Origin of the sequence: Acinetobacter sp. BIGb0196, assembly GCF_011759595.1 — a bacterium.
GTDB lineage: Bacteria > Pseudomonadota > Gammaproteobacteria > Pseudomonadales > Moraxellaceae > Acinetobacter > Acinetobacter guillouiae.
In genome coordinates, this window is record NZ_JAAOZA010000001.1 from 1,070,843 (window position 1) to 1,095,947 (window position 25,105).

Annotated in this window: 29 protein-coding genes; 15 read left to right on the forward strand and 14 right to left on the reverse strand. The window is 37.7% G+C overall.

Annotation, left to right across the window (positions count from 1 at the left end; translation table 11 throughout):
* Nucleotides 1-93 precede the first annotated feature (93 nt).
* A complete protein-coding gene (gene rlmH / locus FHR28_RS04890; RefSeq protein ID WP_004717243.1) occupies nucleotides 94-576 on the reverse strand; it encodes a 23S rRNA (pseudouridine(1915)-N(3))-methyltransferase RlmH in 483 nt (160 codons plus the stop codon).
* A 139-nt stretch (nucleotides 577-715) separates the two neighbouring features.
* Here rlmH and FHR28_RS04895 point away from each other — a divergent pair, with 139 nt between their 5' ends.
* The 3 genes from FHR28_RS04895 to FHR28_RS04905 all read left to right on the forward strand — a co-directional run bounded on the left by FHR28_RS04895 (nucleotide 716) and on the right by FHR28_RS04905 (nucleotide 3,256).
* On the forward strand, nucleotides 716-1,675 hold the full coding sequence (locus FHR28_RS04895) for a M28 family peptidase (protein ID WP_166782047.1): 960 nt from the start codon (nucleotides 716-718) through the stop codon (nucleotides 1,673-1,675).
* An 80-nt stretch (nucleotides 1,676-1,755) separates the two neighbouring features.
* Nucleotides 1,756-2,655, forward strand: coding sequence for a tyrosine recombinase XerC (locus FHR28_RS04900; protein WP_166782766.1), 900 nt, complete (start codon nucleotides 1,756-1,758; stop codon nucleotides 2,653-2,655).
* A 229-nt stretch (nucleotides 2,656-2,884) separates the two neighbouring features.
* Complete coding sequence (locus FHR28_RS04905) at nucleotides 2,885-3,256, forward strand: hypothetical protein (RefSeq protein ID WP_166782048.1); 372 nt, start codon at nucleotides 2,885-2,887, stop codon at nucleotides 3,254-3,256.
* A 7-nt stretch (nucleotides 3,257-3,263) separates the two neighbouring features.
* On the opposite strand, the gene FHR28_RS04910 is transcribed toward FHR28_RS04905, so the two are convergent.
* The 3 genes from FHR28_RS04910 to FHR28_RS04920 form a co-directional block, all read right to left on the reverse strand.
* Nucleotides 3,264-3,809 (reverse strand): GNAT family N-acetyltransferase, encoded by a 546-nt coding sequence (locus FHR28_RS04910; RefSeq protein ID WP_056518140.1) that lies wholly within the window; start codon nucleotides 3,807-3,809, stop codon nucleotides 3,264-3,266.
* Nucleotides 3,810-3,962: 153 nt separating this feature from the next.
* A complete protein-coding gene (locus tag FHR28_RS04915; protein ID WP_166782049.1) occupies nucleotides 3,963-4,517 on the reverse strand; it encodes a GNAT family N-acetyltransferase in 555 nt (184 codons plus the stop codon).
* Between the two features lie 24 nt (nucleotides 4,518-4,541).
* Nucleotides 4,542-5,036, reverse strand: coding sequence for an Lrp/AsnC family transcriptional regulator (locus tag FHR28_RS04920; RefSeq protein WP_004717233.1), 495 nt, complete (start codon nucleotides 5,034-5,036; stop codon nucleotides 4,542-4,544).
* A gap of 116 nt (nucleotides 5,037-5,152) precedes the next feature.
* On the opposite strand from FHR28_RS04920, the gene FHR28_RS04925 reads away from it, so the two are divergent.
* The 6 genes from FHR28_RS04925 to FHR28_RS04950 all read left to right on the forward strand — a co-directional run bounded on the left by FHR28_RS04925 (nucleotide 5,153) and on the right by FHR28_RS04950 (nucleotide 13,836).
* On the forward strand, nucleotides 5,153-5,758 hold the full coding sequence (locus tag FHR28_RS04925; RefSeq protein WP_056518144.1) for a LysE family translocator: 606 nt from the start codon (nucleotides 5,153-5,155) through the stop codon (nucleotides 5,756-5,758).
* A 483-nt stretch (nucleotides 5,759-6,241) separates the two neighbouring features.
* Nucleotides 6,242-6,994 (forward strand): electron transfer flavoprotein subunit beta/FixA family protein, encoded by a 753-nt coding sequence (locus tag FHR28_RS04930; protein WP_004823176.1) that lies wholly within the window; start codon nucleotides 6,242-6,244, stop codon nucleotides 6,992-6,994.
* Nucleotides 6,995-7,011: 17 nt separating this feature from the next.
* Nucleotides 7,012-7,944 carry an FAD-binding protein gene (locus FHR28_RS04935; RefSeq protein WP_004717227.1) on the forward strand — a complete coding sequence of 311 codons (933 nt, stop codon included), beginning with the start codon at nucleotides 7,012-7,014 and terminating at the stop codon, nucleotides 7,942-7,944.
* Between the two features lie 734 nt (nucleotides 7,945-8,678).
* The gene (locus tag FHR28_RS04940; protein WP_228722017.1) at nucleotides 8,679-9,497 is read left to right on the forward strand and encodes a zinc ribbon domain-containing protein; all 819 of its coding nucleotides are present in this window, start codon (nucleotides 8,679-8,681) and stop codon (nucleotides 9,495-9,497) included.
* Between the two features lie 806 nt (nucleotides 9,498-10,303).
* The gene (gyrA, locus tag FHR28_RS04945; RefSeq protein ID WP_166782050.1) at nucleotides 10,304-13,327 is read left to right on the forward strand and encodes a DNA gyrase subunit A; all 3,024 of its coding nucleotides are present in this window, start codon (nucleotides 10,304-10,306) and stop codon (nucleotides 13,325-13,327) included.
* A gap of 194 nt (nucleotides 13,328-13,521) precedes the next feature.
* The gene (locus FHR28_RS04950; RefSeq protein WP_166782051.1) at nucleotides 13,522-13,836 is read left to right on the forward strand and encodes an NGG1p interacting factor NIF3; all 315 of its coding nucleotides are present in this window, start codon (nucleotides 13,522-13,524) and stop codon (nucleotides 13,834-13,836) included.
* 56 nt (nucleotides 13,837-13,892) lie between these two features.
* Here FHR28_RS04950 and FHR28_RS04955 read toward each other — a convergent pair whose 3' ends face one another.
* Together FHR28_RS04955 and FHR28_RS04960 are read right to left on the reverse strand one after the other, a co-directional pair.
* Nucleotides 13,893-14,651 carry a nitroreductase family protein gene (locus tag FHR28_RS04955; RefSeq protein ID WP_166782052.1) on the reverse strand — a complete coding sequence of 253 codons (759 nt, stop codon included), beginning with the start codon at nucleotides 14,649-14,651 and terminating at the stop codon, nucleotides 13,893-13,895.
* Nucleotides 14,652-14,749: 98 nt separating this feature from the next.
* Nucleotides 14,750-15,550: an enoyl-CoA hydratase gene (locus FHR28_RS04960; RefSeq protein WP_166782053.1), complete on the reverse strand. Its 801-nt coding sequence runs from the start codon at nucleotides 15,548-15,550 to the stop codon at nucleotides 14,750-14,752.
* A 101-nt stretch (nucleotides 15,551-15,651) separates the two neighbouring features.
* Here FHR28_RS04960 and FHR28_RS04965 point away from each other — a divergent pair, with 101 nt between their 5' ends.
* Both FHR28_RS04965 and FHR28_RS04970 read left to right on the forward strand, forming a co-directional pair.
* A complete protein-coding gene (locus FHR28_RS04965; protein WP_166782054.1) occupies nucleotides 15,652-16,218 on the forward strand; it encodes a nicotinate-nicotinamide nucleotide adenylyltransferase in 567 nt (188 codons plus the stop codon).
* A gap of 62 nt (nucleotides 16,219-16,280) precedes the next feature.
* Nucleotides 16,281-16,844: a YceI family protein gene (locus FHR28_RS04970; protein WP_166782055.1), complete on the forward strand. Its 564-nt coding sequence runs from the start codon at nucleotides 16,281-16,283 to the stop codon at nucleotides 16,842-16,844.
* Nucleotides 16,845-16,937: 93 nt separating this feature from the next.
* On the opposite strand, the gene FHR28_RS04975 is transcribed toward FHR28_RS04970, so the two are convergent.
* On the reverse strand, nucleotides 16,938-17,849 hold the full coding sequence (locus FHR28_RS04975) for a LysR family transcriptional regulator (protein WP_166782056.1): 912 nt from the start codon (nucleotides 17,847-17,849) through the stop codon (nucleotides 16,938-16,940).
* Between the two features lie 97 nt (nucleotides 17,850-17,946).
* Between FHR28_RS04975 and gstA the strand changes: the two genes are divergently transcribed.
* The 3 genes from gstA to FHR28_RS04990 are packed head-to-tail and all read left to right on the forward strand — an operon-like array spanning nucleotide 17,947 to nucleotide 19,158.
* Complete coding sequence (gene gstA, locus FHR28_RS04980; protein WP_166782057.1) at nucleotides 17,947-18,552, forward strand: glutathione transferase GstA; 606 nt, start codon at nucleotides 17,947-17,949, stop codon at nucleotides 18,550-18,552.
* Between the two features lie 11 nt (nucleotides 18,553-18,563).
* A complete protein-coding gene (locus tag FHR28_RS04985) occupies nucleotides 18,564-18,764 on the forward strand; it encodes a 2-hydroxymuconate tautomerase family protein (RefSeq protein WP_004717208.1) in 201 nt (66 codons plus the stop codon).
* 19 nt (nucleotides 18,765-18,783) lie between these two features.
* A complete protein-coding gene (locus FHR28_RS04990; RefSeq protein ID WP_166782058.1) occupies nucleotides 18,784-19,158 on the forward strand; it encodes a nuclear transport factor 2 family protein in 375 nt (124 codons plus the stop codon).
* Nucleotides 19,159-19,197: 39 nt separating this feature from the next.
* Here the strand turns inward: FHR28_RS04990 and FHR28_RS04995 are convergent, their stop codons facing one another.
* Nucleotides 19,198-20,088: a LysR family transcriptional regulator ArgP gene (locus tag FHR28_RS04995; RefSeq protein WP_105713606.1), complete on the reverse strand. Its 891-nt coding sequence runs from the start codon at nucleotides 20,086-20,088 to the stop codon at nucleotides 19,198-19,200.
* A 181-nt stretch (nucleotides 20,089-20,269) separates the two neighbouring features.
* Between FHR28_RS04995 and FHR28_RS05000 the strand changes: the two genes are divergently transcribed.
* A complete protein-coding gene (locus FHR28_RS05000; RefSeq protein WP_151957152.1) occupies nucleotides 20,270-20,869 on the forward strand; it encodes a LysE/ArgO family amino acid transporter in 600 nt (199 codons plus the stop codon).
* A 154-nt stretch (nucleotides 20,870-21,023) separates the two neighbouring features.
* On the opposite strand, the gene FHR28_RS05005 is transcribed toward FHR28_RS05000, so the two are convergent.
* The 6 genes from FHR28_RS05005 to dapD form a co-directional block, all read right to left on the reverse strand.
* On the reverse strand, nucleotides 21,024-21,485 hold the full coding sequence (locus FHR28_RS05005; protein WP_166782059.1) for a peroxiredoxin: 462 nt from the start codon (nucleotides 21,483-21,485) through the stop codon (nucleotides 21,024-21,026).
* Between the two features lie 9 nt (nucleotides 21,486-21,494).
* On the reverse strand, nucleotides 21,495-22,187 hold the full coding sequence (locus tag FHR28_RS05010; protein ID WP_004717197.1) for a diphthine--ammonia ligase: 693 nt from the start codon (nucleotides 22,185-22,187) through the stop codon (nucleotides 21,495-21,497).
* A gap of 65 nt (nucleotides 22,188-22,252) precedes the next feature.
* A complete protein-coding gene (locus FHR28_RS05015; protein WP_004717195.1) occupies nucleotides 22,253-22,663 on the reverse strand; it encodes a hypothetical protein in 411 nt (136 codons plus the stop codon).
* A 13-nt stretch (nucleotides 22,664-22,676) separates the two neighbouring features.
* Nucleotides 22,677-23,348: a 7-cyano-7-deazaguanine synthase QueC gene (gene queC, locus FHR28_RS05020; protein ID WP_004717194.1), complete on the reverse strand. Its 672-nt coding sequence runs from the start codon at nucleotides 23,346-23,348 to the stop codon at nucleotides 22,677-22,679.
* A 36-nt stretch (nucleotides 23,349-23,384) separates the two neighbouring features.
* Complete coding sequence (queE, locus tag FHR28_RS05025; protein ID WP_004717192.1) at nucleotides 23,385-24,095, reverse strand: 7-carboxy-7-deazaguanine synthase QueE; 711 nt, start codon at nucleotides 24,093-24,095, stop codon at nucleotides 23,385-23,387.
* 109 nt (nucleotides 24,096-24,204) lie between these two features.
* Complete coding sequence (gene dapD, locus FHR28_RS05030) at nucleotides 24,205-25,026, reverse strand: 2,3,4,5-tetrahydropyridine-2,6-dicarboxylate N-succinyltransferase (protein WP_034612558.1); 822 nt, start codon at nucleotides 25,024-25,026, stop codon at nucleotides 24,205-24,207.
* Nucleotides 25,027-25,105 lie beyond the last annotated feature (79 nt).

The following is a 25,105-nucleotide window of genomic DNA, read 5'->3' on the forward strand; positions in this document are numbered from 1 at the left end:
TGAATTGCCCATTCTAGCTAAAATGTATGCTCTCAATAAGCCTTTTATTTCAACAGACTGTTTCATCAATGCAACTTTTGCCCAATTACATGACTAGCCTGCACGATGATACGGATGATTATGGTTAATACTCATCGCACGATAAAGTTGTTCAATCAGCATAACCCGAACCAATGGATGGGGCAGAGTTAGTTTTGACAGTGACCAGTGCCAAGCAGCAGCTTTTCGCACGGCTTCAGAATGCCCATCTGGTCCGCCAATGGCCAGTGCAACATCATAACCTTCAAGCATCCAACCTTTCATGGTTTCAGCCAGTTTTTCAGTACTAAATTCACGTCCGCCTACTTCAAGTGCAATCAATACTTCATTGTGTTTCAATTGGCTGAGAATACTATCGCCCTCAATTTGGCGGTATTTTAAAATATCTGCTTCGGAATCATTTTTGCCACGCTTTGCCATCGGGAGTTCAATAATTTGCGTCTGTACAAAAGGTTGGATTCTTTTGAAGTAATCCTCAAAACCAGTTAATACCCAAGCAGGCATTTTTTGACCAATGGTCAGAATACGGATTTTCATATTAACAATTTCTAACGTGGTAATTGCATCATTATAGCGTGATATTGGTTATTCTCAGGTGTACAACAAGAACTGAATGTCTAATTGCTGTTTTTTTAAATTATAGCTATACCAACACGCTTTTAAATTGGATTTATACATGCAAATAGCTTATCCAAATTTTTTAAATTTAAACTATCTTTTTATTATATTGCTCAGCTGTGGGCTTTCAACATGGAGTGTCGCAGCAGAACAACGCTATGATCAGCAAGCTGAACCTGATCGTTTAAACAGTTATTTACAACAAGTGATTCACCCCCAAGCGTTTCGAAATTATCAAAATATTCAAGAGCTCGATCGAGTTGCGGCATTCATTAAACAACAACTTGAACAGTTTGCGATTCCTTGTGAATACCAGCCTTATCAAGTCAAAGGCAAAACCTATCGAAATGTAATCTGTCACTTACAAATGGGTCATGCCAAAAAAGTGATTGTTGGTGCACATTATGATGTTTATGGGAATTTCAAAGGTGCTGATGATAATGCTTCTGGTGTGGTGGGGCTAATAGAGATTGCGCGAATTTTAGCAGCCAATAAGGCCAGTCTTAAACAGAATGTTGATTTTGTCTTTTATACATTGGAAGAACCTCCGTATTTCCGTACTGAACATATGGGGAGTTATATCCATGCACAATCCATTTTAAAACAAAAAGATCAAATTCAAGCGGTGTATATTTTGGAAATGATTGGATATTTTGACCATAAAAATGTTCAGGATTATCCATCGGGATTAGCTTTATTTTATCCCAAACATGGAAATTTTATTGGCGCAGTGAGTAATTTCACTTCACGTGGTTTGGGCGAAAAATATTGTGATGCCATGAAAGCGTTAAAACGCCTTGATTGTCAAAGATTGATAGCGCCATCATTTGTACAAGGCGTGGATTTCTCAGATCATTTGAATTATTGGCACTTGGATATCCCTGCTATTATGATCACAGATACGGCTTTTTTTAGAAATAAGCATTATCATACCCAAGAGGATACTGTTGAAAAACTCAATTTAAATAAGATGGCAGAAGTCATCAATGGTGTGGTGTATACAGTTTTACAAGACTGATATTTTTCAATCAGGTTATGTCATTTGCTATTTTGATCAAAGGAGAGCTTATGCAATACGGTGCAATGCAATTGCTCTCGATGTGGATTAAGGATCGGAAAATACAGAATCAATCGGTACATACCTTAGATGCTTATTTCCGAGATGTATCCAACTTTATTGATTTTTGTTATGACAAGCAGATTGAGTTAAAACAAGTCGAAGCTGCTGATTTAAGAGAGTATGTAGCTTATCGTGTCGAAAAAGACCAGCTTTCGACCAGTAGTTTACAACGGCATTTGACTTCAATTCGTCAGTTTATGAAGTGGGCCAAACAAGGTGGTTATTTAGAAATCAATGCAGCGGATGATTTTCAGATAAAGCGGCAAGCTCGACCATTACCAGGGATGATTGATATTGAAACGGTTAATCAAATCATGGATCAACCCGAACCTGAAAAGCCAACAGAAAAGCAATTGTGGTTACGAGATAAAGCCATTCTGGAATTGCTTTATTCCAGTGGCTTACGCTTGGCGGAAGTTCAAAGTTTAACCATACGAGATATTGATTTTACCCGTCATTTATTGCGTATCACGGGTAAAGGGAATAAGACTCGAATCGTACCTTTCGGCTCTAAAGCGAGAGAGAGTCTGATTGAATGGTTAAAAATCTATCGAATCTGGCAGGGGGAGTTTAGCCCTGAATCTTTGGTATTTATTACTCAACGTGGCACAAGTATTAGCCCACGTCAGATTGAAAATCGAGTCAAATACCAAGCACTACGTGCAGGGGTAAATGTTGATTTACACCCACATTTATTGCGTCACTGTTTTGCCAGTCATATGTTATCCAATAGTGGAGATCTGCGTGCAGTGCAAGAAATGCTAGGACATAGCAATTTAACCACAACACAGATTTATACCCACGTCGATTTTGACCATCTGGCACAAGTCTATGATCAAGCGCATCCAAGAGCTGCTGCATCAAAAATAAAAAATTAATTTTGAATATAAGGCTTTATTAAGCGTTGACCTTTGTATTTTGTAGCGAATAGACCTGGTGAAAAGCACAGTTGGTTTTTTAATAAAATGCATAGTGCTTAAACACATTTAGCACAGAAAAAAGTCGAATAGATAATTGTTTTTAAAAATGCTCTCATGTATATCTAGGTTTGGTATTTATTCAATACATTTCTATTGATTCAATTTTGCAGAAAAATTAGGTCTTTCAATGATCCCTGAACTTGAACAAAAATATAAGCAACTGACTGACGCTCAAAAAGAAATTTTTAAGGGCTATGGCTTACGTCAAATTAAACATTTTGTAGAATTCAGCCTCCCCAAAATTGAGGCAACCTTACCGCAAGAAGGAAAAGTATTGGGTATCAATGCTGAGGGTAAAGTTCAAGCTGTAAATACCGCAACCAATCAGACCTATTTATGGATATCAGACCAACAATGGCAAGCGGCACAAACAGTGTCTAATCATATTGATTTAAAAGAAGACTTTATTGAGATTTGGCAAGTGCTGGAGCTCAAAAATCAAGATTTGATTGATTTAAGCCATATTCATCGTGATTTTTTAGCAAGCATGGTGAAATAATGCAAAACTAAAATTGAAAATCTTGTTTTTGAATTCGATAGAGCTTCTCTTCATGTAGTGGATGGTGCTCATCAAAATCAGGATGCAGAAAGTCATGAGAAAAGCTCATTCCAATTTTTTTCATGACATTTTGCGAAGCAAGATTATGTTTAGATGTAAAGGCAACAATCTCTTGAAAATTCAGTTCTTCAAATGCAAATCTTAAACATGCTTGAGCTGCCTCAGTTGCATAGCCTTTATTCCAAAATTTTGGATCAAGCCGCCAGCCAATTTCTATACATGGTGAAAATTCAAATTTTGAGGGTTGTTGATGTAGTCCAACACACCCAATAAACTCTTGGGTTTCAATCAATTCAACTGCCCAAAGTCCCCAGCCTTTGATTTCGATTAAATATTTAATCTGATTTGCCAGTTCGTCACTTTGCTCACGATTTAAAATTTTTGGGAAAAATTGCATTACTTCAGGGTTTGCTGTGATTTTTGCAAAAGCATCGTAATCAGAAGCTTGCCATTGTCGAAGTAAAAGACGATCTGTACATAATTCATAAATCATTTTTATTGAACATCCTGATCAAAGTACTGCTTAGATAGAAAAGGGCGATAATTTTTAACGTATTTCCTCAGTCTTATTTAGCTCGATATGCAGATCTTTGTTTTACGATATAAAATTTTGCATCGCCCAAGATAACCCGCATATTGACCAGCGTTACAGCTTTGGATTTTGTATACAGTAAAGTACATGTTCAGCCAAAGCATGGTTTTTTTCTAAAGCGGGATGCATAAAGTTCTCGACATAATCCATACCAAGTCGTTGCATTACTTTTTCCGAAGCTTGATTCAGTACAGATGTGAAAGAAACAACCTGTTCTAAAGCTAATTTTTCAAATGCAAATGCCAAACATTGCTGAGCGGCTTCCGTCGCATAGCCCTGATGCCAATATTGTTGTGCAAATCGCCAACCAATTTCAACACAAGGAGAGAAAGTAAATTTTTCCGCTTGATTGGCTAGACCCACAAAACCGATAAATTGCTGATTTTCTTTTAACTCAACCGCCCAAAATCCCCAACCACATTCGGTAATTGAGTCTTGAAATCGATGTGCTAAAAGGTCACTTTCATTTTTTGACAAGGTCGCTGGAAAATACCGCATAACCTCTGGATCAGCATTTAAATCTGCAAAAGCTTCAAAATCACGAGTTTGCCATTGTCTAAGGATAAGTCTGGGTGTTTCTAATCGAACAGGGCGATTAAATGTTTTCATATTCACCTAATACGTATTTTTGAATTACAGATCTTCAAGAGGTAGCTGAAAGCTTTGTTTAATAATTTGACTTGGGACATCCGTTTTTACACTGGTAATACCATTCTTTTTGGTCAAATGTGTCGACTGAAATTTACGATAGCTTTCTAAATCAGGTACTACCACTTTTAACATCGCATCACATTCACCCAGAATAATATAACACTCCATGACTTGAGGCAGTTCTTTCATTGCTTCAATAAAGGTATCAATGGTTTCAGCATCTTGGCCTAACAACCAGATTCTTGAGAATAACATCAATTGAAAGCCAATTTTTTGTGGATCCACCACTGTTGTATAGTTTTGGATAACTTTGGCTTCTTCTAAGAGTCGAACTCGTCTTAGACATGATGAGGGCGAGAGCCCAATCTCACGAGCAAGATCATTATTTTGGATTCGACCATTGGCTTGTAAAGCACGAATGATATTTTTATCAATACGGTCTAGCTTAATTAGAATAGTCTTAGATGAAATTTTCATAAATTAGAATTTAATTTGAAAAATAATCATCATTATAGAATATTTGAAATCCTATTTTAAGCATTTTAAAAGATACTGTTTTCTTCTCGCAGTCAAACTTCAGAAAGGGAAAAGAGATGTCTGTATTTGTACTTTTTGCCTTAACGGTACTTCCGTTAATTTTCACACCAGGACCAGATATGTTATTTATCCTGTCACAAGTGATAGGTAAAGATGCGAAAGCAGGCATGATGGCGACAATCGGTATTTGTTCTGGCTATCTGGTTCATTCGATTCTGGTTGCGCTTGGAATTGCTGCAATTATTGTTTCATTCCCAGTATTGTTTGAGACGATTCGATATTTGGGGATCGCCTATTTATTGTATTTGGCATTTCATTTGATTAAATCAGTATTTAGCCAAAAGACATTACGTATTGAGCAGAAAGCAGTTTCAAATCCTATTCGCAAAGGCTTTGTTACGGCATTGTTGAATCCAAAAGGCATGTTGATCTATTTTGCGATTTTGCCACAATTTATCGATAAATCAGGCAACACTGTGTTTCAAGGCTTAGCCTTGTCAGCAATTTTTATTGCTTTGATATTCTTGGTGTATTGTGGTTTGAGCCTTTTGATTGCTCAATTGACCAAAGAGCAGCACATCAATGAACGTAAGCAAAAATGGATTGATGGTGGTTCAGGGACTTTGTTGACCATTGCAGCCGCATGGTTATTGGCAAATTAATCCAAGCAGAAACAAACGGGTGATTCTGAAAAGAAGCCCGTTTTTGTATATTTAGTATTTTGTTACAAGTTTAATGCCAAAAAGTTCACAAATTTAATCAATAAACATACTTAGAAAAATTGCTGAATCTGTCTAAAATGACAGAGTGTAGCAGTATCGATGAACGGGTGGTGTCATCCCTTTGATTGATTGATAATTTATCTTAATTCTTTTGATTATTTATACAGAATCTATACAAATAATGTTATTTATCAATATATAAATATTGTCGAAATAGTAGCCTTACGTGTCTAAGTTAAAATATTTAGAAAAAATGTGAACTGTACGTTCAAGCTTTTTTATGACTTTTTACAGCAGTTTTGCGAATTGTGACTTGACCGAAATGCCAATCACATTGCAAGATAGGACACCTAAATAATTTTAAATGAAGCGTTATTATAACTCTTCTTAACATTTACTTTTGCTAAAACAGCCGAGGATTACATGAAGGCTCTTGTTGCTGTAAAACGTGTGGTTGATGCCAACGTTAAAGTTCGCGTTAAACCGGACAATAGTGGGGTAGACCTTACTAACGTTAAAATGTCAATTAACCCATTCGATGAAATCGCAGTTGAAGAAGCGGTTCGCTTAAAAGAAAAAGGAACAGTTTCAGAAATCGTTGTTGTTTCTATTGGACCAAAAGAAGCGCAAGAACAAATTCGTTCTGCTATGGCGCTTGGTGCAGACCGCGGTATTTTAGTTGAGGCTGATGACAGTCAACTTGGCGCTTTAGAAGTTGCTAAAATCCTAAAAGCTGTTGTTGAACAAGAACAACCACAACTTGTGCTTTTAGGTAAGCAAGCAATTGATGATGACTCTAACCAAGTTGGTCAAATGTTGGGTGCTTTACTTGGCGCTGGTCAAGGTACATTTGCTTCTGTAGTAACTGTAAATGGCGATAAAGTTCAAGTAACTCGTGAAGTTGATGGTGGTTTACAAACTGTTGAGTTAAATACTCCAGCGATCATCACCACTGACTTACGTTTGAATGAGCCACGTTATGCTGCGCTTCCAAACATTATGAAAGCACGTAAAAAGCCACTTGATACGAAAACTCCTGCAGATTTCGGTGTTACAGCAACTTCTAAACTTAAAACAGTTAAAGTTGAACCACCTGCAGAGCGTAAAGCTGGTGTACAAGTGAAGTCTGTAGACGAGCTTGTTGAAAAACTTAAAAATGAAGCGAAAGTGATCTAATACAGAAGGATAAAATCATGAGTATTTTAGTTATCGCTGAGCACGACAATAAGACACTTAACGGTGCAACTTTAAACGTTGTTGCTGCGGCTCAAAAAATCGGTGGTGATATCACTGTATTGGTTGCAGGTTCTGGTGCTCAAGCAGTTGCAGACGCTGCTGCGAAAGTTGCTGGTGTAAGCAAAGTTTTGCTTGCTGATGATGCAGCTTATGCAAACCAATTGGCTGAAAACGTAGCGAAACTTGTTGCTGAATTAGGTAAAGGTTATTCACATATCCTTGCTGCTTCAACAACTACAGGTAAGAATATCTTGCCACGCGCTGCTGCACTTTTAGACTCAAGCATGATTACTGACATCATTGCTGTTGAAGGTCCTAAAACTTTCAAACGTCCAATTTATGCAGGTAATGCAATTGCTACAGTTCAATCTGACGAAGCAATTGTTCTTGCAACTGTACGTGGTACAGCTTTTGATCCTGTTGCTGCTGAAGGCGGTTCTGCTGCAGTTGAATCTGCGGCTTCTACAGGTGATGCAGGTATTTCTAAGTTCATTTCTGAAGAAATTGTGAAATCAGAACGTCCTGAATTAACTGCTGCGCGTATCGTTGTATCGGGTGGTCGTGGTGTTGGTTCTGGTGAGAACTATCATAAAGTACTTGATCCACTTGCTGACAAGCTTAGTGCTGCTCAAGGTGCTTCACGTGCTGCGGTTGATGCTGGCTTCGTTCCTAACGATATGCAAGTTGGTCAAACTGGTAAAATCGTTGCGCCTGATCTTTACATCGCTGTAGGTATTTCTGGTGCGATCCAGCACTTGGCAGGTATGAAAGATTCTAAAGTGATTGTTGCAATCAACAAAGATGAAGAAGCACCAATCAATGCTGTAGCTGACTACTGGTTAGTTGGTGATTTGAATACTGTTGTTCCTGAATTAGTTTCTAAACTTTAATTCTCGAATTAAGTTTTAAAAAATGCGCTTAGGATTTCCTAAGTGCGTTTTTTTATTTTAGAAATTTATTGAATACGTAGATGGATGGTGTGCACGGATAAATAAAGTCGTGATGGTGGGTTGTTCTCTATTCTAATAAAGAAACTCTGAGTAGCTTCTCTCATCAGCCCTTTTTATAGTGTGAATCAATTTAAAAGCTCCTTTATCGTCATTTTTTCCCATAGGGATAAGGAACCTTGCAAAACTAATATGATTCACGCTATATGATCTTTTCTTGATTTATAAAAGTGGTTTTAAACATAAGCTGTCATAAAATAAAAACAGTGATCAAAAATGCTATTTTCATTTTTTCTGATCTTAATTTTTATGTTTAAGATGCTGTATCTTGAGTGATTATTTTATCAATAAGTAATTGATGTAGGGAGATCAATGCCCTGGCTAAAAGAACAAGAGAGAATCAGTGGATAAATACCTTGAAGTCCAATTTTAAACCCGATAAGATCAAAGCATAAACACAATTAAATTTTCAATCGTATACTGGCGACATACAGAAAATTCCAGTGTAAATCAGCTGTTACAGATACAACATCGCATTTAATCCTGTAGTGGCTTTTGACCATTTTTTTAATTCTATACTTATTGGCGCGTTAGACTGGCTGATTCTGTCGTTTTAGACGCTGCGCTTTTCCATTACTGCTCAATTCCATATCATCTCACCTAGAATAGCTATAAATATGAAGTGTCCCAAATGTTACGCTGAGAATATCAATGAAGCCATGAAATGTGGTGTTTGTGGTACTCGTTTAAAACATGTTAAACAGACCAACGATTTGACAGGCAATAGCAATGTTGAATTTTCTGTACGCCGTGAAAATAAGCAAGGACAGTCAAATCCCACGCATAATATAAAACCTCGTCAGACTCCTCCGAACAATGAAACAGAAAGCAATCAGCATACATCTGTAGGTGATAAGGCGAGTGCGTTACTTGAATCATGGCAGCAGAAAGCCGCAAATACACAAAGAGAGTCTCAAAATCAGCCTAAAAAGAAAAATTTTAAAATTGTCTGGATACTTTTAGCCGTATTTATGTTTGGTCCCGCAGTGCTTGGGGTTATTTCAAGTGTGGTTATCCCTATTGTGATGTCTGTAATTGGGTCATCCAATCAAGATGACACTGCGACAACAGATGAAGCACTACCTGCAAGTGAAGAGGTGGTGTCTAACGAATACCAAGCACGTTATTTTGATATGCAAGCTTATCAAGCGCGTTTAGCACAGTATTATGACGCCAAGCATCGTTTTGCGACGAGCCTAAAAGATATTGAAAAGTTTGAACAGACCCAGTTTAGTGATTTTATTTTTGATCAAATTGAAATCACACAGCAAGGGATTTTAGTGGGTAAATTCACTGATGCGCCTGCAAGCCGAATATATATGGTTCCACAGCTTGAAAATAATCAAATTCGTGATTGGCAGTGTTATCGCGTAGCAATCAGTGATGATTTGCTGCAACACTGTGAATTGCTTCAGGCAGATCCATATAAATTATAGAAATTTACAACACTCTATATTTGGATGTGTTTAGATTTTTCTGATCAGTGGGGTTGGACTCCGTATTGCTTTGCTCATATTTTTTGCCATATCGGATTTTATATGGCAATTTTCAAGTTTGAGTTGTTTTAATCGATCCGAAATAAAACTGTTTGATGTGATTTATTTTTTACTGATAAACAAAGGGTCTGTTGACAATTCGTCTACGTTTGCGACTACGAGTGGTTTTTAGGTGATACAAGGTACGAAATATGAAATTTAGTCATTCTAAATGATGAGAAACATCGTTTCACAAGGAAACGACGTAGCGGTAAAAACCACTCTAGTCCCGAAGGGTTGTGGCTAAAATTATCTCAGCCTGTGTTATGAAACTCGAAAATAGTCTCGCTATTCTCATCGTTTCACGCCTTGCCTGTTCAATTTTAGCCTACAACGCAAGCCATTTATGAAATGTCAACAGACCCTAAAAAACAGTGAATGAAGAACACCATTGAGTATGATTGGATAGATAAAAACAGGTCAGGTTTTGAGATAAAAATACCCATTCATTTATAAATTTAGCGATGCTTGATTGACCGCCTAATCAGGTGGTTTTTTATTGTCAATAAATCGTTAAAATTGTTTAAAAATACTACAAAAAATCATGATTATAGTGTGGTCGGATAGGCACAAAATCGCTTGGTTTTATGCTATACTGTGCGACTGAATTTTAGATTTTGGCTCAACGCTTTTTGAGCTAAATTTTGACTAGCTAGATTATATAAATGAGCAGTTGCTGCTTGCACTGTTTGTAATAAGGAGTATGCATGAGCGTATCGGAAATTAGACCGATTGCCATTGAGGATGAACTAAAAAGCTCATATCTCGATTATGCCATGAGTGTTATTGTATCTCGTGCATTACCAGACGTGAGAGATGGTTTAAAACCTGTTCATCGTCGTGTGCTGTTCGCTATGCACGAGTTAGGCAACGACTATAACAAAGCCTATAAAAAATCTGCGCGTGTTGTTGGTGACGTAATCGGTAAATATCACCCACATGGTGATTCAGCTGTTTATGAAACAATTGTTCGTATGGCTCAAGATTTTAGCCTACGTTATCAATTGGTTGATGGTCAGGGTAACTTTGGTTCTGTCGATGGTGATAGCGCAGCAGCAATGCGTTATACCGAAGTCCGTATGCGTAAGCTCACCCATGAAATGTTGGCTGACTTAGAAAAAGATACAGTCGAGTGGGAAGATAACTACGATGGCTCTGAGCGTATTCCTCAGGTTATGCCAACACGTATTCCTAACTTATTGATCAATGGTGTGACAGGTATTGCTGTCGGTATGGCGACCAACATGGCGCCACACAACATGACAGAAGTAGTTAATGCATGTTTGGCTTATGCAAATAATCCGAACATCTCAATTGAAGGATTGATGGAATATATTTCTGGTCCAGATTTCCCTACAGGCGGCATTATCTATGGTAAATCAGGAATTGTAGATGCTTACCGTACAGGTAAAGGTCGTTTACATATTCGTGGTAAATACCATTTTGAAGAAGACCAAAAAACTGGTCGTACGACGATTGTTTTCACTGAAATTCCTTATCAGGTCAATAAAGCAAGAACCATTGAACGTATTGCTGAATTGGTAAAAGAGAAAAAACTTGAAGGTATTTCAGAACTTCGAGACGAATCTGATAAAGACGGGATGCGTATTGCAATTGACTTAAAGCGTGGCGAAAACGCTGAAGTTATTGTCAATAACTTATTTTTAAATACTCAACTTGAAAATTCATTCAGTATCAACATGGTTTGCCTAGACAATGGCCAACCTAAACTGATGAATTTAAAAGACATCATTGCGGCATTTATTCGTCACCGTCAAGAAGTGGTGACACGCCGTACCATGTTTGAATTACGTAAAGCGCGTGAGCGTGGTCATATCTTAGAAGGTTTGACTGTTGCTTTAGCCAATATTGATGAAATCATCGAAACCATTAAGACTTCTGCGAATCCAGCTGAAGCACGCGAGCGTTTACTTGCTGGCGAATGGGCGGGTGGAAATGTTGTTGCATTGCTAGAAAAAGCAGGCGCGATTTCAGTTCGTCCGGATGAGATCGAAGGTGAAGATCCAAGTCGTCCATTTGGTTTGGATGGTCAGCTTTATCGTTTATCTCCAGCTCAGGTTGGTGCAATTTTAGAATTACGTTTACATCGTTTAACCGGTCTTGAACAAGATAAGTTACAAGCTGAATATTCTGAAATTTTAGCTCAAATTGCTGAACTTACAGCAATTTTAAATGACTTCAATCTTTTGATGAATGTGATTCGTGAAGAACTTTCCTTGGTTCTTCAACAGTATGGCGATGCACGTAAAACGGATATTGTTGAATCACGTATTGATTTTTCTCGTGAAGATTTAATCCCAGAAGAGCAAGTTGTTTTAACTGTTTCAAAAACAGGTTATGCAAAAACTCAACCATTGTCTGATTATGCTGCACAGCGCCGTGGTGGACGTGGTAAATCTGCAACTTCGATGAAAGAAGATGATTATATTCAACATTTAATCGTGACATCGAACCATGCAACTGTATTGTGCTTTACCAATGTAGGTAAAGTTTATCGCTTAAGAGTATTTGAAGTACCTCAAGCGTCACGTGGTGCAAAAGGCCGCCCAATGGTGAACTTATTACCACTGGATGCAGAAGAGACCATTACAGCGATTCTTCCTGTAATTGATGCTCCGAAGAAATTTACCGAGCGTTTAACTGAGTTTAGAACTTTTGTCCGTGCCAACGTTGCTCAACTGCGTGAAAACACAATTATCGACTCACATTATGAAGCACTAAAAGCTGCGTTTGCAGAGCTTGGCGAAAATCCAGATGACTTATCAGATGCTTTACGTAAGCAACTCAAAGAAATTGGTATTGAGCTTTCTGCTTCTGATCTTGATGATGAATTAATTGCTGAATTTGCTGAACGTGTAGAAAGTGTGCGTAAAAACTTCTATGTATTTATGGCAACAGCATCAGGTACAGTAAAACGTGTTGAATTAGAGCAGTTTGGTAATGTTCGTTCAAATGGTTTACGTGCCATTGAGTTGAAAGAAGAAGATACTTTAATTGGTGTTGCAATTACTGATGGTGAACAGCAAATCATGTTGTTCTCAAATGAAGGTAAAGCAATCCGTTTCTCTGAAACTGATGCTCGTGTGATGGGTCGTACTGCGAAAGGTGTTCGTGGTATGCGTGTGGCATTGGCTGCGGCACAAACAGAAGAAGATGTTGAAGTTGATGTAGATTCAGATGATGAAGATACTGCAGATTCAAATACCAATGTGGTTAGCCGAATCGTTTCGTTAGTTGTTGTACCAGAAACTGGCGAAGTATTATGTGCTTCTGCAAATGGTTATGGTAAACGTACGCCAGTAGATGACTTCCCAACCAAAAAACGTGGTGGTAAAGGTGTTATTGCTATTAAAACATCTGAACGTAATGGTGAGTTAGTTGGTGCTGTTGCCATCGATGAATCTAAAGAATTGATGTTGATTTCTGATGGTGGAACGCTGGTTCGTACTCGTGCTTCTGAAGTAGCGAGAACAGGTCGTAATGCCCAAGGTGTCCGTTTGATCCGCCTAGGTAATGAAGAAGTCTTGGTCGGTGTGGTTGCAGTTGAAGCTGTCGAAGCTGATGATGAGATTATCGATCAGTTAGATGCGATCGAAGGCGAGACTGCTTTAGAGTCAGAGAGTTTAATTGATTCTGAAAAATTAGTTGATGATGAAACTGTTATGGATGAAGGTGAAACTGAGTCTGATAATACTGAATCTGACGAGTAATTTTTAGGGAAATAAGAAGAGCGCTGAGGCGCTCTTTTTTTTGTATTCTGATCAAGCTTATAAAATCTACAGTTCTGTTTAAATCTTATGAATTGAGCTAACTATACATAGCTTTTTTCTAACGAAAACCAAATAAAAAATAAATAAAAGTAAATGCGAACAAAGCTATAATCGAGTTTTTGAACATAAAATAAATGCTTAAATTGATCTACTACGTTCCAGAATCACACCTTGAAGTAACCAAACTTGCAATTTTTCAAGCAGGAGCGGGTGGTATTGGCGATTATGAACATTGTGCTTGGCAAGTGTTAGGAACAGGTCAATTTAAACCGTTAAGTGGTGCAAAGCCTTTTATAGGCGAGTTAGATCATTTGGAGCAACTGCCTGAATGGCGAGTGGAAACCATCGTTCCTGAAGATAAGGCAAAACAAGTGGGAATCGCTTTAAAAGCAAGTCATCCTTATGAAGAACCTGCTTTTGAGTTTATTCAAATGGTTGATATTGAATAATAGTTTAAAAATCTCAACCCTCTTCTGAATAGAGAGTGGGTATTGATTGGCTAAAATTAAACTTTTTGAATAAACAAATCACGATCAAAACGGTATTGTGGGAAGAATACGCCATCTTCAGCACGTTCACCGGCACTAATCACCATGACTGGAAACTCTTTATCTCCTAGATTGAGGATCTTGCGAACCAAAGGTTCATCAAAACCTTCCATCATGCAACTGTCAAAACCATAAGCACGTAAAGCCAATACCAAGTTTTCACAAGCCAAGGCTGTCGTTTTACTGGCCCAAAGCTTTGCATCAGCTGGGTTAAACGCAGTCACAGGGAGTTGTTTATCTAAAGTGCGTGCAACTTTAAAAGCCACTTTTTTAAAGTTACCTAAAGCATTCAGATAACCTGTTTTATAGTTATATGCGATAAATTTATAATATTGTTTTACTGCTCTTGGCGCTTCAGGCATTGGGAAATGGGTTAAATTGTTTTTTGCCATTTCATCAATACGGTCAATACGTGCCACACATACAATCAGTTCTGCTGCTGTTTTTGCTGATAATTGGCTTAAACAAGCTTTGACTAATTTTTTCTTTTTCGCTTGAGACTGAACCACATAGAACGTCCAAGGCTGTAGATTTGATGAGTTTGGTGCCAATAAAGCCAAATCTAAACAAGCATCTAAAACATCGGCAGGAATTTGCTTTTCAGTGTATTTACGTACTGAGCGACGACTTTCTATGACTTTACGGAAATTTTCAATATCGATATCTTGTGGAGCGGGTTCGTAATAGCGCTTCTTGGTCATTGTATCTTGTGACATGATCTTTACCCATAATTAAATGAACTGTTTTATTGGATTCAAAATGACCAAAGCCACTGAATAATACTCATGCAGTGGCTTTGATCAGATTCACTCAATTAATTAAATTGAGAGAAATTTGGCTTACGCTTTTGCATAAATGCAGCAACGGCTTCAGCCATTTCAGGTGATTTAACGCGTTGCATAAAGATCACCGCTTCATCATCCACGCATTGAATAATCTCTTCAAGATTATGTTTCATTAACGCTTTGGTTTGCTTGATTGAAGCCAATGGAAGTGCTGCAAGGGTTTGTGCTTGATGCAAAGCGTGTCCATATACATCATCTTCAATACTATTGATTAAGCCAGCATTGAGTGCTTTTTCACTGTTAAATTTTTGCGCAGTTAACAGCAATTCAGCCGCTTTATGATATCCCGCTTGTTGAATCAACAGTTTGCTTGAAGCACCCTCTGGAGAAAGTCCTAAGCTGACAAATGGAATTTGGAACAGGGCTGTATTGTCTGCATAAACGAGGTCAGCATGTAAAAGTACTGTTACTCCGATCCCAATCGCTACACCACGTACTGCACAGATCAATGGTTTAGATAAACGTGCAGCAGATTTTAATAATACAAATGGAGGGCCATCACCTTCTTTACCTTCAAGTGGTTGTTGAATGAAAGCCATAAAGTCTTTCATATCATTACCCGCACTAAAGTCAGCATCTGCACCACGTAAGATCACCACACGAACATCACGATCTTGATCAGCTTCATCTAAGGCTTTTGCAATCCATAGATACAATTCACCATACAGTGCATTTTTTGCTTCTGGTCGATTAATTGCTAAAGTCAGTACACCATCCTCTAAATTTGCGTTTAAATGTTGATGTGGCTGTTGAATACAACTAAGTGTCATCGTACTATCCTTGCTTTAAAATTTAATTGGATTTTATGCCCTCATTATGTCGCATATTTGAAATTCTGTTGCAACTGATGAGTTCATAAAAAATTACTTTTATGACTTATAAATTTGATTATCTTGTTTATATTGGACGTTTTCAGCCCTTTCATCTCGCGCATATGCAAACCATTAAAATTGCATTACAACAAAGCCAATATGTAATTTTGGCCTTGGGTTCTGCGCAAAATGAACGGAATACTAAAAATCCTTTTCTGGCATCAGAACGGGAACAAATGATTTTGTCTAATTTTTCTGAAGCGGATCAAAAACGAATCAAATTTGTACATGTTATTGATGTTTATAATGATACTAAATGGGTAGAGCTGGTTAAGTCCTTGGTCAATGCTACTGTTTTAGAGGCCGATAAGATTGGTTTAATTGGTCACTTTAAAGATGATTCATCTTATTACTTAAAACTATTTCCAGAATGGCAAATGGTTGAACTGGATAGTTTAGTCGGCTCTATTTCTGCGACCCCGTTACGTGAAGCGTATTATCGTGGTGAAATTTATCAGGTCGAGTTTCCTTTGGGCACAGCTGAGTTTTTAGAGAAATTTCAAAAAACGGAAATTTACCAACAATTAAAGTACAAATACCAAACGCAAGACAAATCAAATCTTTAATGTTTTTTGTGTGCATTGCAATACACTGAATAGAAATATATAGAATATGAATGGAGTATTGCATGCAGTTTAAATCAGTCGCTATAAACGGGGCTTTATTGGGTAGCTTCGTTATTTCGATTTCAAGCTATGCCGCGTCTTGGACATTGACACCCAATAGTGATGTTGGATTTCATATCGACTCATTGGGTATGAACATTGTCAAAGGGCAGTTTAAACGTGTTCAATCTTCTCTTAACTTTGATACGAGCACTCCGCAAAAGGCATCTACTGAATTTGTGATGGATGTAAATAGCCTAAGCATTAATAAATCTTCCTTGAAAAACATGATTATGGGTGAAGACTTATTTTATGCTGCTAAATATCCGTCCGCTTCTTTTAAAAGTACCGCATTTAAACCGCTTGCTAATAATAAATATCTAATTTCAGGTAATTTAACCTTGCGTAATGTCACTAAGCCTGTAACTTTTAATGCGACAATTAAACCCAATCTAAATAATCCAAAATTGCTGGATTTTAGTTCTACTACAGTCATAAAGCGTAGTGATTTCGGAATGAAAAAAGCTGTGGGTGGCGTTGGAGAAAAAGTGAATATCCAAGTGTCTGGGCAGTGGAAAGCACAATAGAAAATATCAGACCTAGAAAAGATCAAAGATAGAAAAGATCAGGGTGCGTTATTTTTTTTAATCTCATCGTTATTTCGAGCCTGTTTTTTGAGTCTAATATTTTAGATGTTCAATTAAAAAATCAATGAATAAGCGGATGTGTCGTTGTTCATATTTATTCTTAGGATAAAGCAGGGAAAATTGTCGTTGAGTACCTGAATATTGTTGTAGGACTTCGACCAGCTTTCCTTGTTTTAAATCATTTTCAATAATAAAACGACAGGTTTGCAACAGGCCACCACCATGTTGAGCTAAGGTAATGGTCGCTAAAATATCTTCACTGCAATTCAAGTGTCCTTGCGTTTGAATCTCTACAACTTCATTTTCAATGAGCATAGACCAAGGCACTTCTTTTCCTGTGCTAGGTAAGATAAATTGAATACATTGATGATGCTGTAAATCGGCAATCTCAGTAGGTGTGCCATGTTTCTTTAAGTATTCAGGAGAGGCGACAATCAGCAAGTCGGCTTTTTCTAAACAACGAGCAATTAAATTGGATTCAGGCACGTTACGGCCCCGAATTGCAAGATCAAAACCTTCCGTAATGAAATCTACATTTTTATTGGTGAGCTGTATATCCAAGTTAATTTCAGGGTAAAGCTGCTGAAATTTAGGTAAGAGAGGTAGGACTCTAAAGTGTCCAAAAGGTGTTGGTAAACTCATCCGGATCATTCCAGAAGGTTGAGCTGATTTATTTTTTAATCTTAATTCGACCTCAGCAATTTGTTTGAGTGCCTGCTGACATTCTAAGAAATATTCCTCACCCGCTTGGGTTAAACGAACATTGCGTGTTGTTCGATTAAACAGTTGAATTCCTAAGCGACCTTCTAAACGAGCAATTGATCGACTTACCGCTGCGGGTGTCAAACCAGCTTGATAGGCAGCCTTGGAAAAACTTCGCTGTTCTGCAACGAGACAAAATATTTCAACACTACTCAACATTGTTCGTTTTAATGTTGTGTTCATTATATACACCATGTAATAACTGAATTGATATTATGAGTATTTATTGTTCACGATGTTAAGAATAGCATGAAGTTAAAGCCACTTAAGGAATAAGTAGATGCAACTTTTTTACACAGCGGGTGCATGTTCACTTGACCCTCATATCGTATTACAAGAAATTAACCAAGATTTTAATTTAGTAAATGTTTCTTTTAAAAATCATCAGACGGAACAAGGTCAGGATTTTTTGAAAATTAACCCGAAAGGCCAAGTGCCATTTTTAATCAGTGATGATGACTTGCATTTGAGTGAGGGTGCGATCATTAGCCAGTATTTGGCTGAGACTGCTAAACGTAGTGATTTATTACCTACATTTGGCGATTTAAAGCGCTATAAAGTATTGGAGTGGATGAACTACATTAGTTCGGAATTACATAAATCGTATGCACCATTTTTTCAAAAAGGGTTTGATGATACGAGTAAAAATATTTTCAAAGAGAAATTATTAAAACAATACACATGGGTAGATGAGCAAATTCATGATTCAGAAAATCTGTTGGGGCAAGGATTTACCATTGCAGAGATTTACTTATTTGTTGTGACTCGTTGGGCAACATTTATCAATTTGGACTTAAGTCATTTGAAATCTTTACAAGCTTTTATGGAGCAAATGCAACAACATCCATCTGTACAAAAAGCAATGAAAGCTGAAGGTCTTCTTTAGGAGAAACATCCATGCCATATATTCTAATTCAAGTGACAGATGAAGGGGTGACTCAAGCGCAAAAGAAGCAATTGATTCAAGGTGCAACTGAGTTGTTGGTGAATGTGTTGAATAAGGATCCTGCAAAAACATTTGTAGTGATTGATGAAGTGCATACCGACAATTGGGGGGTGGCAGGGCAAACTGTAACAGATATACGCCAAAAATCATAAAGACAATGGAGAGTATATTATGGCTAAAACATTAGAGGATATACAGCAACTTATTCAATTGTATTTTGACGGTTTATACAACTGTGATATTGCTAAATTGCAGCAAATTTTTCACGCTAAAGCATGTTATGTTTCTGCAGTTGAAGAGCCACTGGTTATTTTAACGATGTCTGAATATTTTGCTATTGTTGAAAAGCGCATTTCTCCTTCATCTTTAAAGCAAGTAAGAAAAGATAAAATTTGTTCCATTCAAATACTGAGTGAAACTACCGCAGTTGTAAGCTTGGAATGTGTCATTGAACCAAAGTATTTTTATGATGTTTTAACATTGGTTTTTAATGAAAATCGCTGGTGGATTATTTCTAAAGTTTTTCATTATAAATTATTAAAATAAGATACTTTAATTTGGGTCGAGTCGTAGCTGCTATAAAGCTTAATCCAAAATAGATTGAGTATTACTAATTAAATCCAATGTGAGTTTTTCCAGTTGTTTAGATTGTTGTTTCCAATGATGCCAATATAGATGTAAATCAGTTCTTGCTTTGGGCATGATTTCAAGTAATTGTCCTGTTGCTAATTCTTTTTGAATTTGCATTTTAGGCACCATGCCATAACCTAAATCGAGCAAAATTGCATCCACAAAAGATGTTGCAGAAGGAATAAAGTGGCATGGATAACTGTTTGGCATCAAGCCAAAAACGTGTTGTAAAACTTCGGCATGTACATGGTCTTTATCATTAAAAATAACAGCAGGGATATGCCGTAACGTTTCACGTTGAATGCCATGCTGAAAGTAAGTGTGGATAAAATTCGGTGTAGCAACCATCCTATAAGTCATTTTACCTAAATGAATCGCCTCACAGCCTTTCATTGGTTTCGATTCGGTCGAGATACAGGCATTGACCAATCCCGCTTCAAGAAGGTGATGGGTTTGGGTTTGATCATCAATTTTTAAGTCTATAACAATTTTTTCTGTGAGTAAGGTGTGTTGAATTGTGGGTAATAGCCACGTCACCAATGAATCGGCATTAGCCGCGATATTTAATTTAAAAAATTGTGATTGCGAGCTTTGCCCTTGAAGATTTTGAATTAAATTTTGTTCCATCAAACGATGATGTTGCAGGAAAAGTAACACTTCCTGACCTGCTAGAGTGACTTTACATGGTCTTTCTCGAATAATCAGCACTTGCCCAAGTTGTTTTTCCAAAGTTTGCAAACGTAGTGTTACCGCTGATGCTGTGATATTCAAACGAATAGCAGCTTGTTCAAAGCTACCAGTTTCGGCAACCGCTAGAAATGCTTCACTATGCTTACTTTGTAACATGCGGATCCTCTAAAAATTAGGCATTTTTTATATAAAAATATGAGTTATTTTAAAAATACCCTCATTACGAATAGCTAAGAAAAACTTAGCTAAGATGATATTTATTTAGAAATACTCATTTAAAGAGATAAGTTTGGATAATAGCACAGTCCATTCAAAACTTTAAAAGTGTAGTTTTAAAATGTTGCAAAGTTATATGCAGGGGTTGGCTGTTGGGTTTAGCTTGATTATTGCAATTGGCGCTCAAAATGCTTTTGTACTCAAACAAGGTTTAAAAAAGCAACATGTATTTTGGGTTTGTGTGGTCTGTGCCGCATCTGACTCGATTTTAATTTTATTGGGTGTACTGGGATTTTCTAAAGTCATTCAAACGCATCCAGAGTTTGTCGATTGGGCAAAATATTTTGGAGCAACGTTTTTATTGGTCTATGGGGCGCAACATTTTCTACAAGCTTTTAGAACATCGACAGGTTTAAAACCGAGTGAAAAAAATGAATCCAAGCTTATGAAAATGCTTCTGATTTGTTTAGCTTTAACTTGGCTTAATCCACATGTTTATTTGGATACAGTGGTTTTAATTGGTTCTATATCGACAAAGTTTGAAACTACCGCACTTTATTTTGCGATTGGTGCAGTAACAGCATCGTGGTTATTCTTCTTTAGCTTAGGTTTTGGTGCGCGCTTTTTACTCCCGGTTTTTCAAAATCAACGCGCATGGCAAATATTAGATTTTATCATTGCATTGGTTATGTGGGGAATTGCAATCTCTTTGCTGCTTTGATTGGCATTGTTGGATCAAGTCAGAGTAATGATCTTTTTATGAGGAAAGAGGGAACAATCTATATCGGGCTTGAGGATGTTCTCAATAAGAACATTTAAAGTCCCTGACTCGTTTAAAGTCATGTTAACTTTAGAGCGAGTAGGGACTTTTGCAGTTAAGCTTTTTGTAGTGCTTTTAAGTCTTCTAAAACTTGTTCAGCATGTCCAGCCGCTTTAACTTTACGATACTCTTTAACCAGTTTGCCTTGATGATAAATAAATGTTGAGCGCTCAATCCCCATCACTTGTTTACCATACATATTTTTTTCTTTAATCACATCAAAGTGTTTACATAATACTTCTTCTTTGTCACTGATCAGATTAATGGTCAATGCTTGCTTCTCCGTAAAGTTTTGATGTGCTTTTACAGAGTCACGAGATACACCAATGATGGTGGTATTTAAAGCATCAAATTGATCTTTTATACAAGAGAAACCAACCGCTTGAGTGGTACAGCCAGGTGTAGAATCTTTTGGATAAAAATATAAAACTAACCAATCTGTAGAGAGCTCGGTGAGGGTGATTTCACCCGTAGTCGTTGGGAATTTCTGATTTGGAAGTTGTATTTGTTCAGTCATTATTTATCCTTAAATGCTGTTGTGTTTAAGTTCAAGTGCTAAAAAGGCATAATTTTCATGATAGAGAATATCACCTTTATTCAGTAAAAGCGGCTTTTTAAAAATTGGACCATCTATCAGTGTGGTATGAAATTCACCAGCTTCACCACATGGATCAATCCCACGTTCGATTAATTCATCCACAAAATCAGCTGTTAAAACTCTACCCAAATCTTCAACCCGCATACCGAGGTTTAAATTAATCGTCACAATGATGCTGACAAAACCCAGTTGAATAAATTCACCTACAATGTCGAGCCGTGGTTTTTGCCATAATGGCATGCATAACTGTAATTGGCTTTGCTCACAGACAGATTGGTTCCATTGCGCATGTCCAATCAGATCAATATCACCGGTAACAAGCGCTTCTGCACCCAACTGTTTGGCTTGATTGAGAAGATTTACAAATTGATGTTCATAGTCATTCCACGTGGCTGATGCTTTAAGTATAGGTAAACCAATCAGCTCGGCTTGGGCATCAATGATATCAAGTGGCATGGCATGAGAACGAGATCTTTGTCCGTGTTCTTCTAACATGACAATGAGAGCTACGGCTTGCCCACTTTGCAAAGCGTGATATAAAGCCAGGCTACTATCTTTCCCGCCACTATATGAAGCAACAAATTTTTGTTGCTGTATCACAGTATTCCATTGGTCCTGCATATGGTTTTGTATCATCCAATTGTAAAAAGAGCCTGCATGGGCAGGCTCTTTGCAATGAGAAGAAATTATTTCTTCGCTTGTGCAGCTTTCATTGCTTCTTCAGTTAAGGTTTTTAATTTACCTGTTAACTGAGGACCAAAACATGTTTGAAGGTCTTGGTTATTTTTTTGAACGAAAGCAAGTGTTGCTGGGCTTTTCTTTTGGTTAATGGCACTTTGAATTTGCCATTTTTGATCGTTGGTTAACTTACCATCAGATTCAACAGCACAGCTACAGTATTTGCTTACTTCAGCAGACGTTAATTTACCACCTTTAGCTGTTTCTGTTTTACACACGCCAATAAGTGCAGATTTAACATTTGCGCTTTTATAGGCTTGTTGGACTGCATTTGATTCAGCAGCAAAAGCCGTAGATCCCATTAAAGCCGAAGCTGAAAATAAAGCAGAAAGAATAAGACTTGATTTTAAATTTTTCATAAACAGTACCTTGTTATTGCGGTATATAACGTGTTGGGTCTGCAATACCTGCATCCTTAAAACCTTCTTTACGAAGTCGGCAGCTATCACATTTGCCACAAGCACGTCCTTGGTCATCTGCTTGATAGCATGAAACCGTTTGACTATAGTCTACGCCATGTTCGATGCCTAAGCGTATTATATTCGCTTTGGATAAATGTAACAGAGGTGTTTCAAACTTAAGCGGTTTTCCTTCTACGCCTACTTTCGTTGCAAGACGAGCCATGTTAGCAAAGGCCTCGATAAACTCTGGGCGACAATCAGGATATCCTGAATAATCAACAGCATTGATACCAATCACGATTGCTTGAGCATCAAAAACTTCTGCTGCTGCAAGTGCATAAGACAAGAAAATGGTGTTACGTGCTGGAACATAAGTTACAGGAATACCATCTGTTTCATGATCAGGAACATCAATGTTAAGGTCTGTAAGCGCTGAACCACCTAAATTACCTAAATCGATATTAATCACACGATGTTCTACACCTGCACGTTGCGTTAAAGCGCGGGCTGCATCGAGTTCAGTGGTAGAGCGTTGACCATACATAAAACTTAGGGCAATACAGTCATAGTTTGCTTGAGCCCAAGCCAAACACGTCGTTGAGTCTAAGCCACCAGATAATAAGACTACGGCACGAGGGCGCATATCCAACTCTCCAAATATTAATAATTGACGATAAATTTAACGACCAGTTTCATCGTTCCAAAGCAATTTATGTAATTGCAACTGGAAGCGAACAGGGAGATGGTCTTCTAAAATCCATTGTGCTAAATCGCGTGCAAGCTGAGGCAAGCGTGCCGCACCTTTTTCCACTGCAAAAGCAGGAGAAAACCATACTGTGCTGACTTTTTGCGCTAAAGCGTATTGTTCAACTTGCTGTTTAGACCACTCATAGTCTTCACGATTACAAATCACAAATTTGATTTGATCATGTTGAGTTAAATGATCAAGATTGCTGAGTAAATTCCGTGCAACCTCACCCGAAGTTGGGGTTTTTAAATCTAAAACTTTTGAAACACGTGGGTCGACTTTAGAGACATCTAAAGCGCCGCTGGTTTCTAAAGAAACTTCACAACCTAAATCTGCCAAACGTTGCATTAAGGGTAAGGCATTGGGCTGAGCGAGCGGTTCGCCACCTGTGACACAGATATAAGGAGTTTTATAATCTAATGTTGTTTGAATTATTTGGTCAAGCGATTGGCGTTCGCCACCTTCAAAAGAATAGGTGGTATCGCAATAGGTACAGCGTAATGGGCAACCTGTTAAACGAATAAAAACAGTCGGTAAACCCGCAGTGTTGGCTTCACCTTGCAATGAATAAAAAATCTCCGTGATACGCAGCCCCGCAGACGGATCAGAAACAGGAATAGTCGAAGAACGAAGAGAATTCATGAAATTTACCACAGATTACAAAATGAAAAATCTCTACGATCACGATTGACCGTAGAGATGAGAAGCGATTGCTACGCTAGATAACTAAAATTCCACGAGGGAATATAAATTAGTCTTCGCGAAGCAATTCGTTCAAGCTTGTTTTAGCACGCGTTTTAGCATCAACTTTCTTGACAATAATTGCAGCATATAAGCTATATGTACCACATTTAGATGGTAGGCTGCCTGAAACAACGACAGATCCAGCTGGTACACGACCATAATGGATTTCACCTGTTTCACGGTCAAAAATCTTAGTCGATTGACCAATGAATACGCCCATTGAAATAACTGAGCCTTCTTCAACAATCACGCCTTCAACGATTTCAGAACGTGCACCAATAAAGCAGTTATCTTCAATGATTGTTGGGTTTGCTTGAAGTGGTTCAAGAACACCACCAATACCTACACCACCTGAAAGGTGAACATTTTTACCGATTTGAGCGCATGAACCTACAGTCGCCCATGTATCAACCATTGTGCCTTCATCTACATAAGCACCAATGTTTACATAAGAAGGCATCAATACGACATTTTTCGCTTGGAAAGAACCTTTACGCGCAACAGCAGGTGGTACAACACGCACACCAGCAGCTTTAAATTGTTCTTCAGTCCAACCAGTAAATTTAGTCTCTACTTTGTCATAGAAACGAAGATCACATGATTCAATTGGCTTGTTATCGTTTAATTTAAAAGACAATAAAACAGCTTTTTTCAACCATTGGTGAACAATCCATTCACCGTCAATTTTTTCAGCTACACGAAGTGTGCCGTTATCTAAGCCAGCAATGGCTTCTTCAACAGCTTGACGTACTTCAGCAGGACAATCTACTGCTGTAAAGTTGGCACGGTTTTCAAACGCTTGTTCAATGATCGTTGAAAGCTGAGACATGATCTTCCTTCCCAAAAAATTTTAAAAGATTCTACACCAAATTGGACTCAGATTAGATATAAAATCTAGTTTCAATCGA

What these genes read in the sequence shown, in the direction of transcription:
- rlmH (WP_004717243.1), bottom strand. Translation starts at nt 576, where the DNA reads ATGAAAATCCGTATTCTGACCATTGGTCAAAAAATGCCTGCTTGGGTA.
- FHR28_RS04895 (WP_166782047.1), top strand. Translation starts at nt 716, where the DNA reads ATGCAAATAGCTTATCCAAATTTTTTAAATTTAAACTATCTTTTTATT.
- FHR28_RS04900 (WP_166782766.1), top strand. Translation starts at nt 1,756, where the DNA reads ATGTGGATTAAGGATCGGAAAATACAGAATCAATCGGTACATACCTTA.
- FHR28_RS04905 (WP_166782048.1), top strand. Translation starts at nt 2,885, where the DNA reads ATGATCCCTGAACTTGAACAAAAATATAAGCAACTGACTGACGCTCAA.
- FHR28_RS04910 (WP_056518140.1), bottom strand. Translation starts at nt 3,809, where the DNA reads ATGATTTATGAATTATGTACAGATCGTCTTTTACTTCGACAATGGCAA.
- FHR28_RS04915 (WP_166782049.1), bottom strand. Translation starts at nt 4,517, where the DNA reads ATGAAAACATTTAATCGCCCTGTTCGATTAGAAACACCCAGACTTATC.
- FHR28_RS04920 (WP_004717233.1), bottom strand. Translation starts at nt 5,036, where the DNA reads ATGAAAATTTCATCTAAGACTATTCTAATTAAGCTAGACCGTATTGAT.
- FHR28_RS04925 (WP_056518144.1), top strand. Translation starts at nt 5,153, where the DNA reads ATGTCTGTATTTGTACTTTTTGCCTTAACGGTACTTCCGTTAATTTTC.
- FHR28_RS04930 (WP_004823176.1), top strand. Translation starts at nt 6,242, where the DNA reads ATGAAGGCTCTTGTTGCTGTAAAACGTGTGGTTGATGCCAACGTTAAA.
- FHR28_RS04935 (WP_004717227.1), top strand. Translation starts at nt 7,012, where the DNA reads ATGAGTATTTTAGTTATCGCTGAGCACGACAATAAGACACTTAACGGT.
- FHR28_RS04940 (WP_228722017.1), top strand. Translation starts at nt 8,679, where the DNA reads ATGAAGTGTCCCAAATGTTACGCTGAGAATATCAATGAAGCCATGAAA.
- gyrA (WP_166782050.1), top strand. Translation starts at nt 10,304, where the DNA reads ATGAGCGTATCGGAAATTAGACCGATTGCCATTGAGGATGAACTAAAA.
- FHR28_RS04950 (WP_166782051.1), top strand. Translation starts at nt 13,522, where the DNA reads ATGCTTAAATTGATCTACTACGTTCCAGAATCACACCTTGAAGTAACC.
- FHR28_RS04955 (WP_166782052.1), bottom strand. Translation starts at nt 14,651, where the DNA reads ATGTCACAAGATACAATGACCAAGAAGCGCTATTACGAACCCGCTCCA.
- FHR28_RS04960 (WP_166782053.1), bottom strand. Translation starts at nt 15,550, where the DNA reads ATGACACTTAGTTGTATTCAACAGCCACATCAACATTTAAACGCAAAT.
- FHR28_RS04965 (WP_166782054.1), top strand. Translation starts at nt 15,652, where the DNA reads ATGACTTATAAATTTGATTATCTTGTTTATATTGGACGTTTTCAGCCC.
- FHR28_RS04970 (WP_166782055.1), top strand. Translation starts at nt 16,281, where the DNA reads ATGCAGTTTAAATCAGTCGCTATAAACGGGGCTTTATTGGGTAGCTTC.
- FHR28_RS04975 (WP_166782056.1), bottom strand. Translation starts at nt 17,849, where the DNA reads ATGAACACAACATTAAAACGAACAATGTTGAGTAGTGTTGAAATATTT.
- gstA (WP_166782057.1), top strand. Translation starts at nt 17,947, where the DNA reads ATGCAACTTTTTTACACAGCGGGTGCATGTTCACTTGACCCTCATATC.
- FHR28_RS04985 (WP_004717208.1), top strand. Translation starts at nt 18,564, where the DNA reads ATGCCATATATTCTAATTCAAGTGACAGATGAAGGGGTGACTCAAGCG.
- FHR28_RS04990 (WP_166782058.1), top strand. Translation starts at nt 18,784, where the DNA reads ATGGCTAAAACATTAGAGGATATACAGCAACTTATTCAATTGTATTTT.
- FHR28_RS04995 (WP_105713606.1), bottom strand. Translation starts at nt 20,088, where the DNA reads ATGTTACAAAGTAAGCATAGTGAAGCATTTCTAGCGGTTGCCGAAACT.
- FHR28_RS05000 (WP_151957152.1), top strand. Translation starts at nt 20,270, where the DNA reads ATGTTGCAAAGTTATATGCAGGGGTTGGCTGTTGGGTTTAGCTTGATT.
- FHR28_RS05005 (WP_166782059.1), bottom strand. Translation starts at nt 21,485, where the DNA reads ATGACTGAACAAATACAACTTCCAAATCAGAAATTCCCAACGACTACG.
- FHR28_RS05010 (WP_004717197.1), bottom strand. Translation starts at nt 22,187, where the DNA reads ATGCAGGACCAATGGAATACTGTGATACAGCAACAAAAATTTGTTGCT.
- FHR28_RS05015 (WP_004717195.1), bottom strand. Translation starts at nt 22,663, where the DNA reads ATGAAAAATTTAAAATCAAGTCTTATTCTTTCTGCTTTATTTTCAGCT.
- queC (WP_004717194.1), bottom strand. Translation starts at nt 23,348, where the DNA reads ATGCGCCCTCGTGCCGTAGTCTTATTATCTGGTGGCTTAGACTCAACG.
- queE (WP_004717192.1), bottom strand. Translation starts at nt 24,095, where the DNA reads ATGAATTCTCTTCGTTCTTCGACTATTCCTGTTTCTGATCCGTCTGCG.
- dapD (WP_034612558.1), bottom strand. Translation starts at nt 25,026, where the DNA reads ATGTCTCAGCTTTCAACGATCATTGAACAAGCGTTTGAAAACCGTGCC.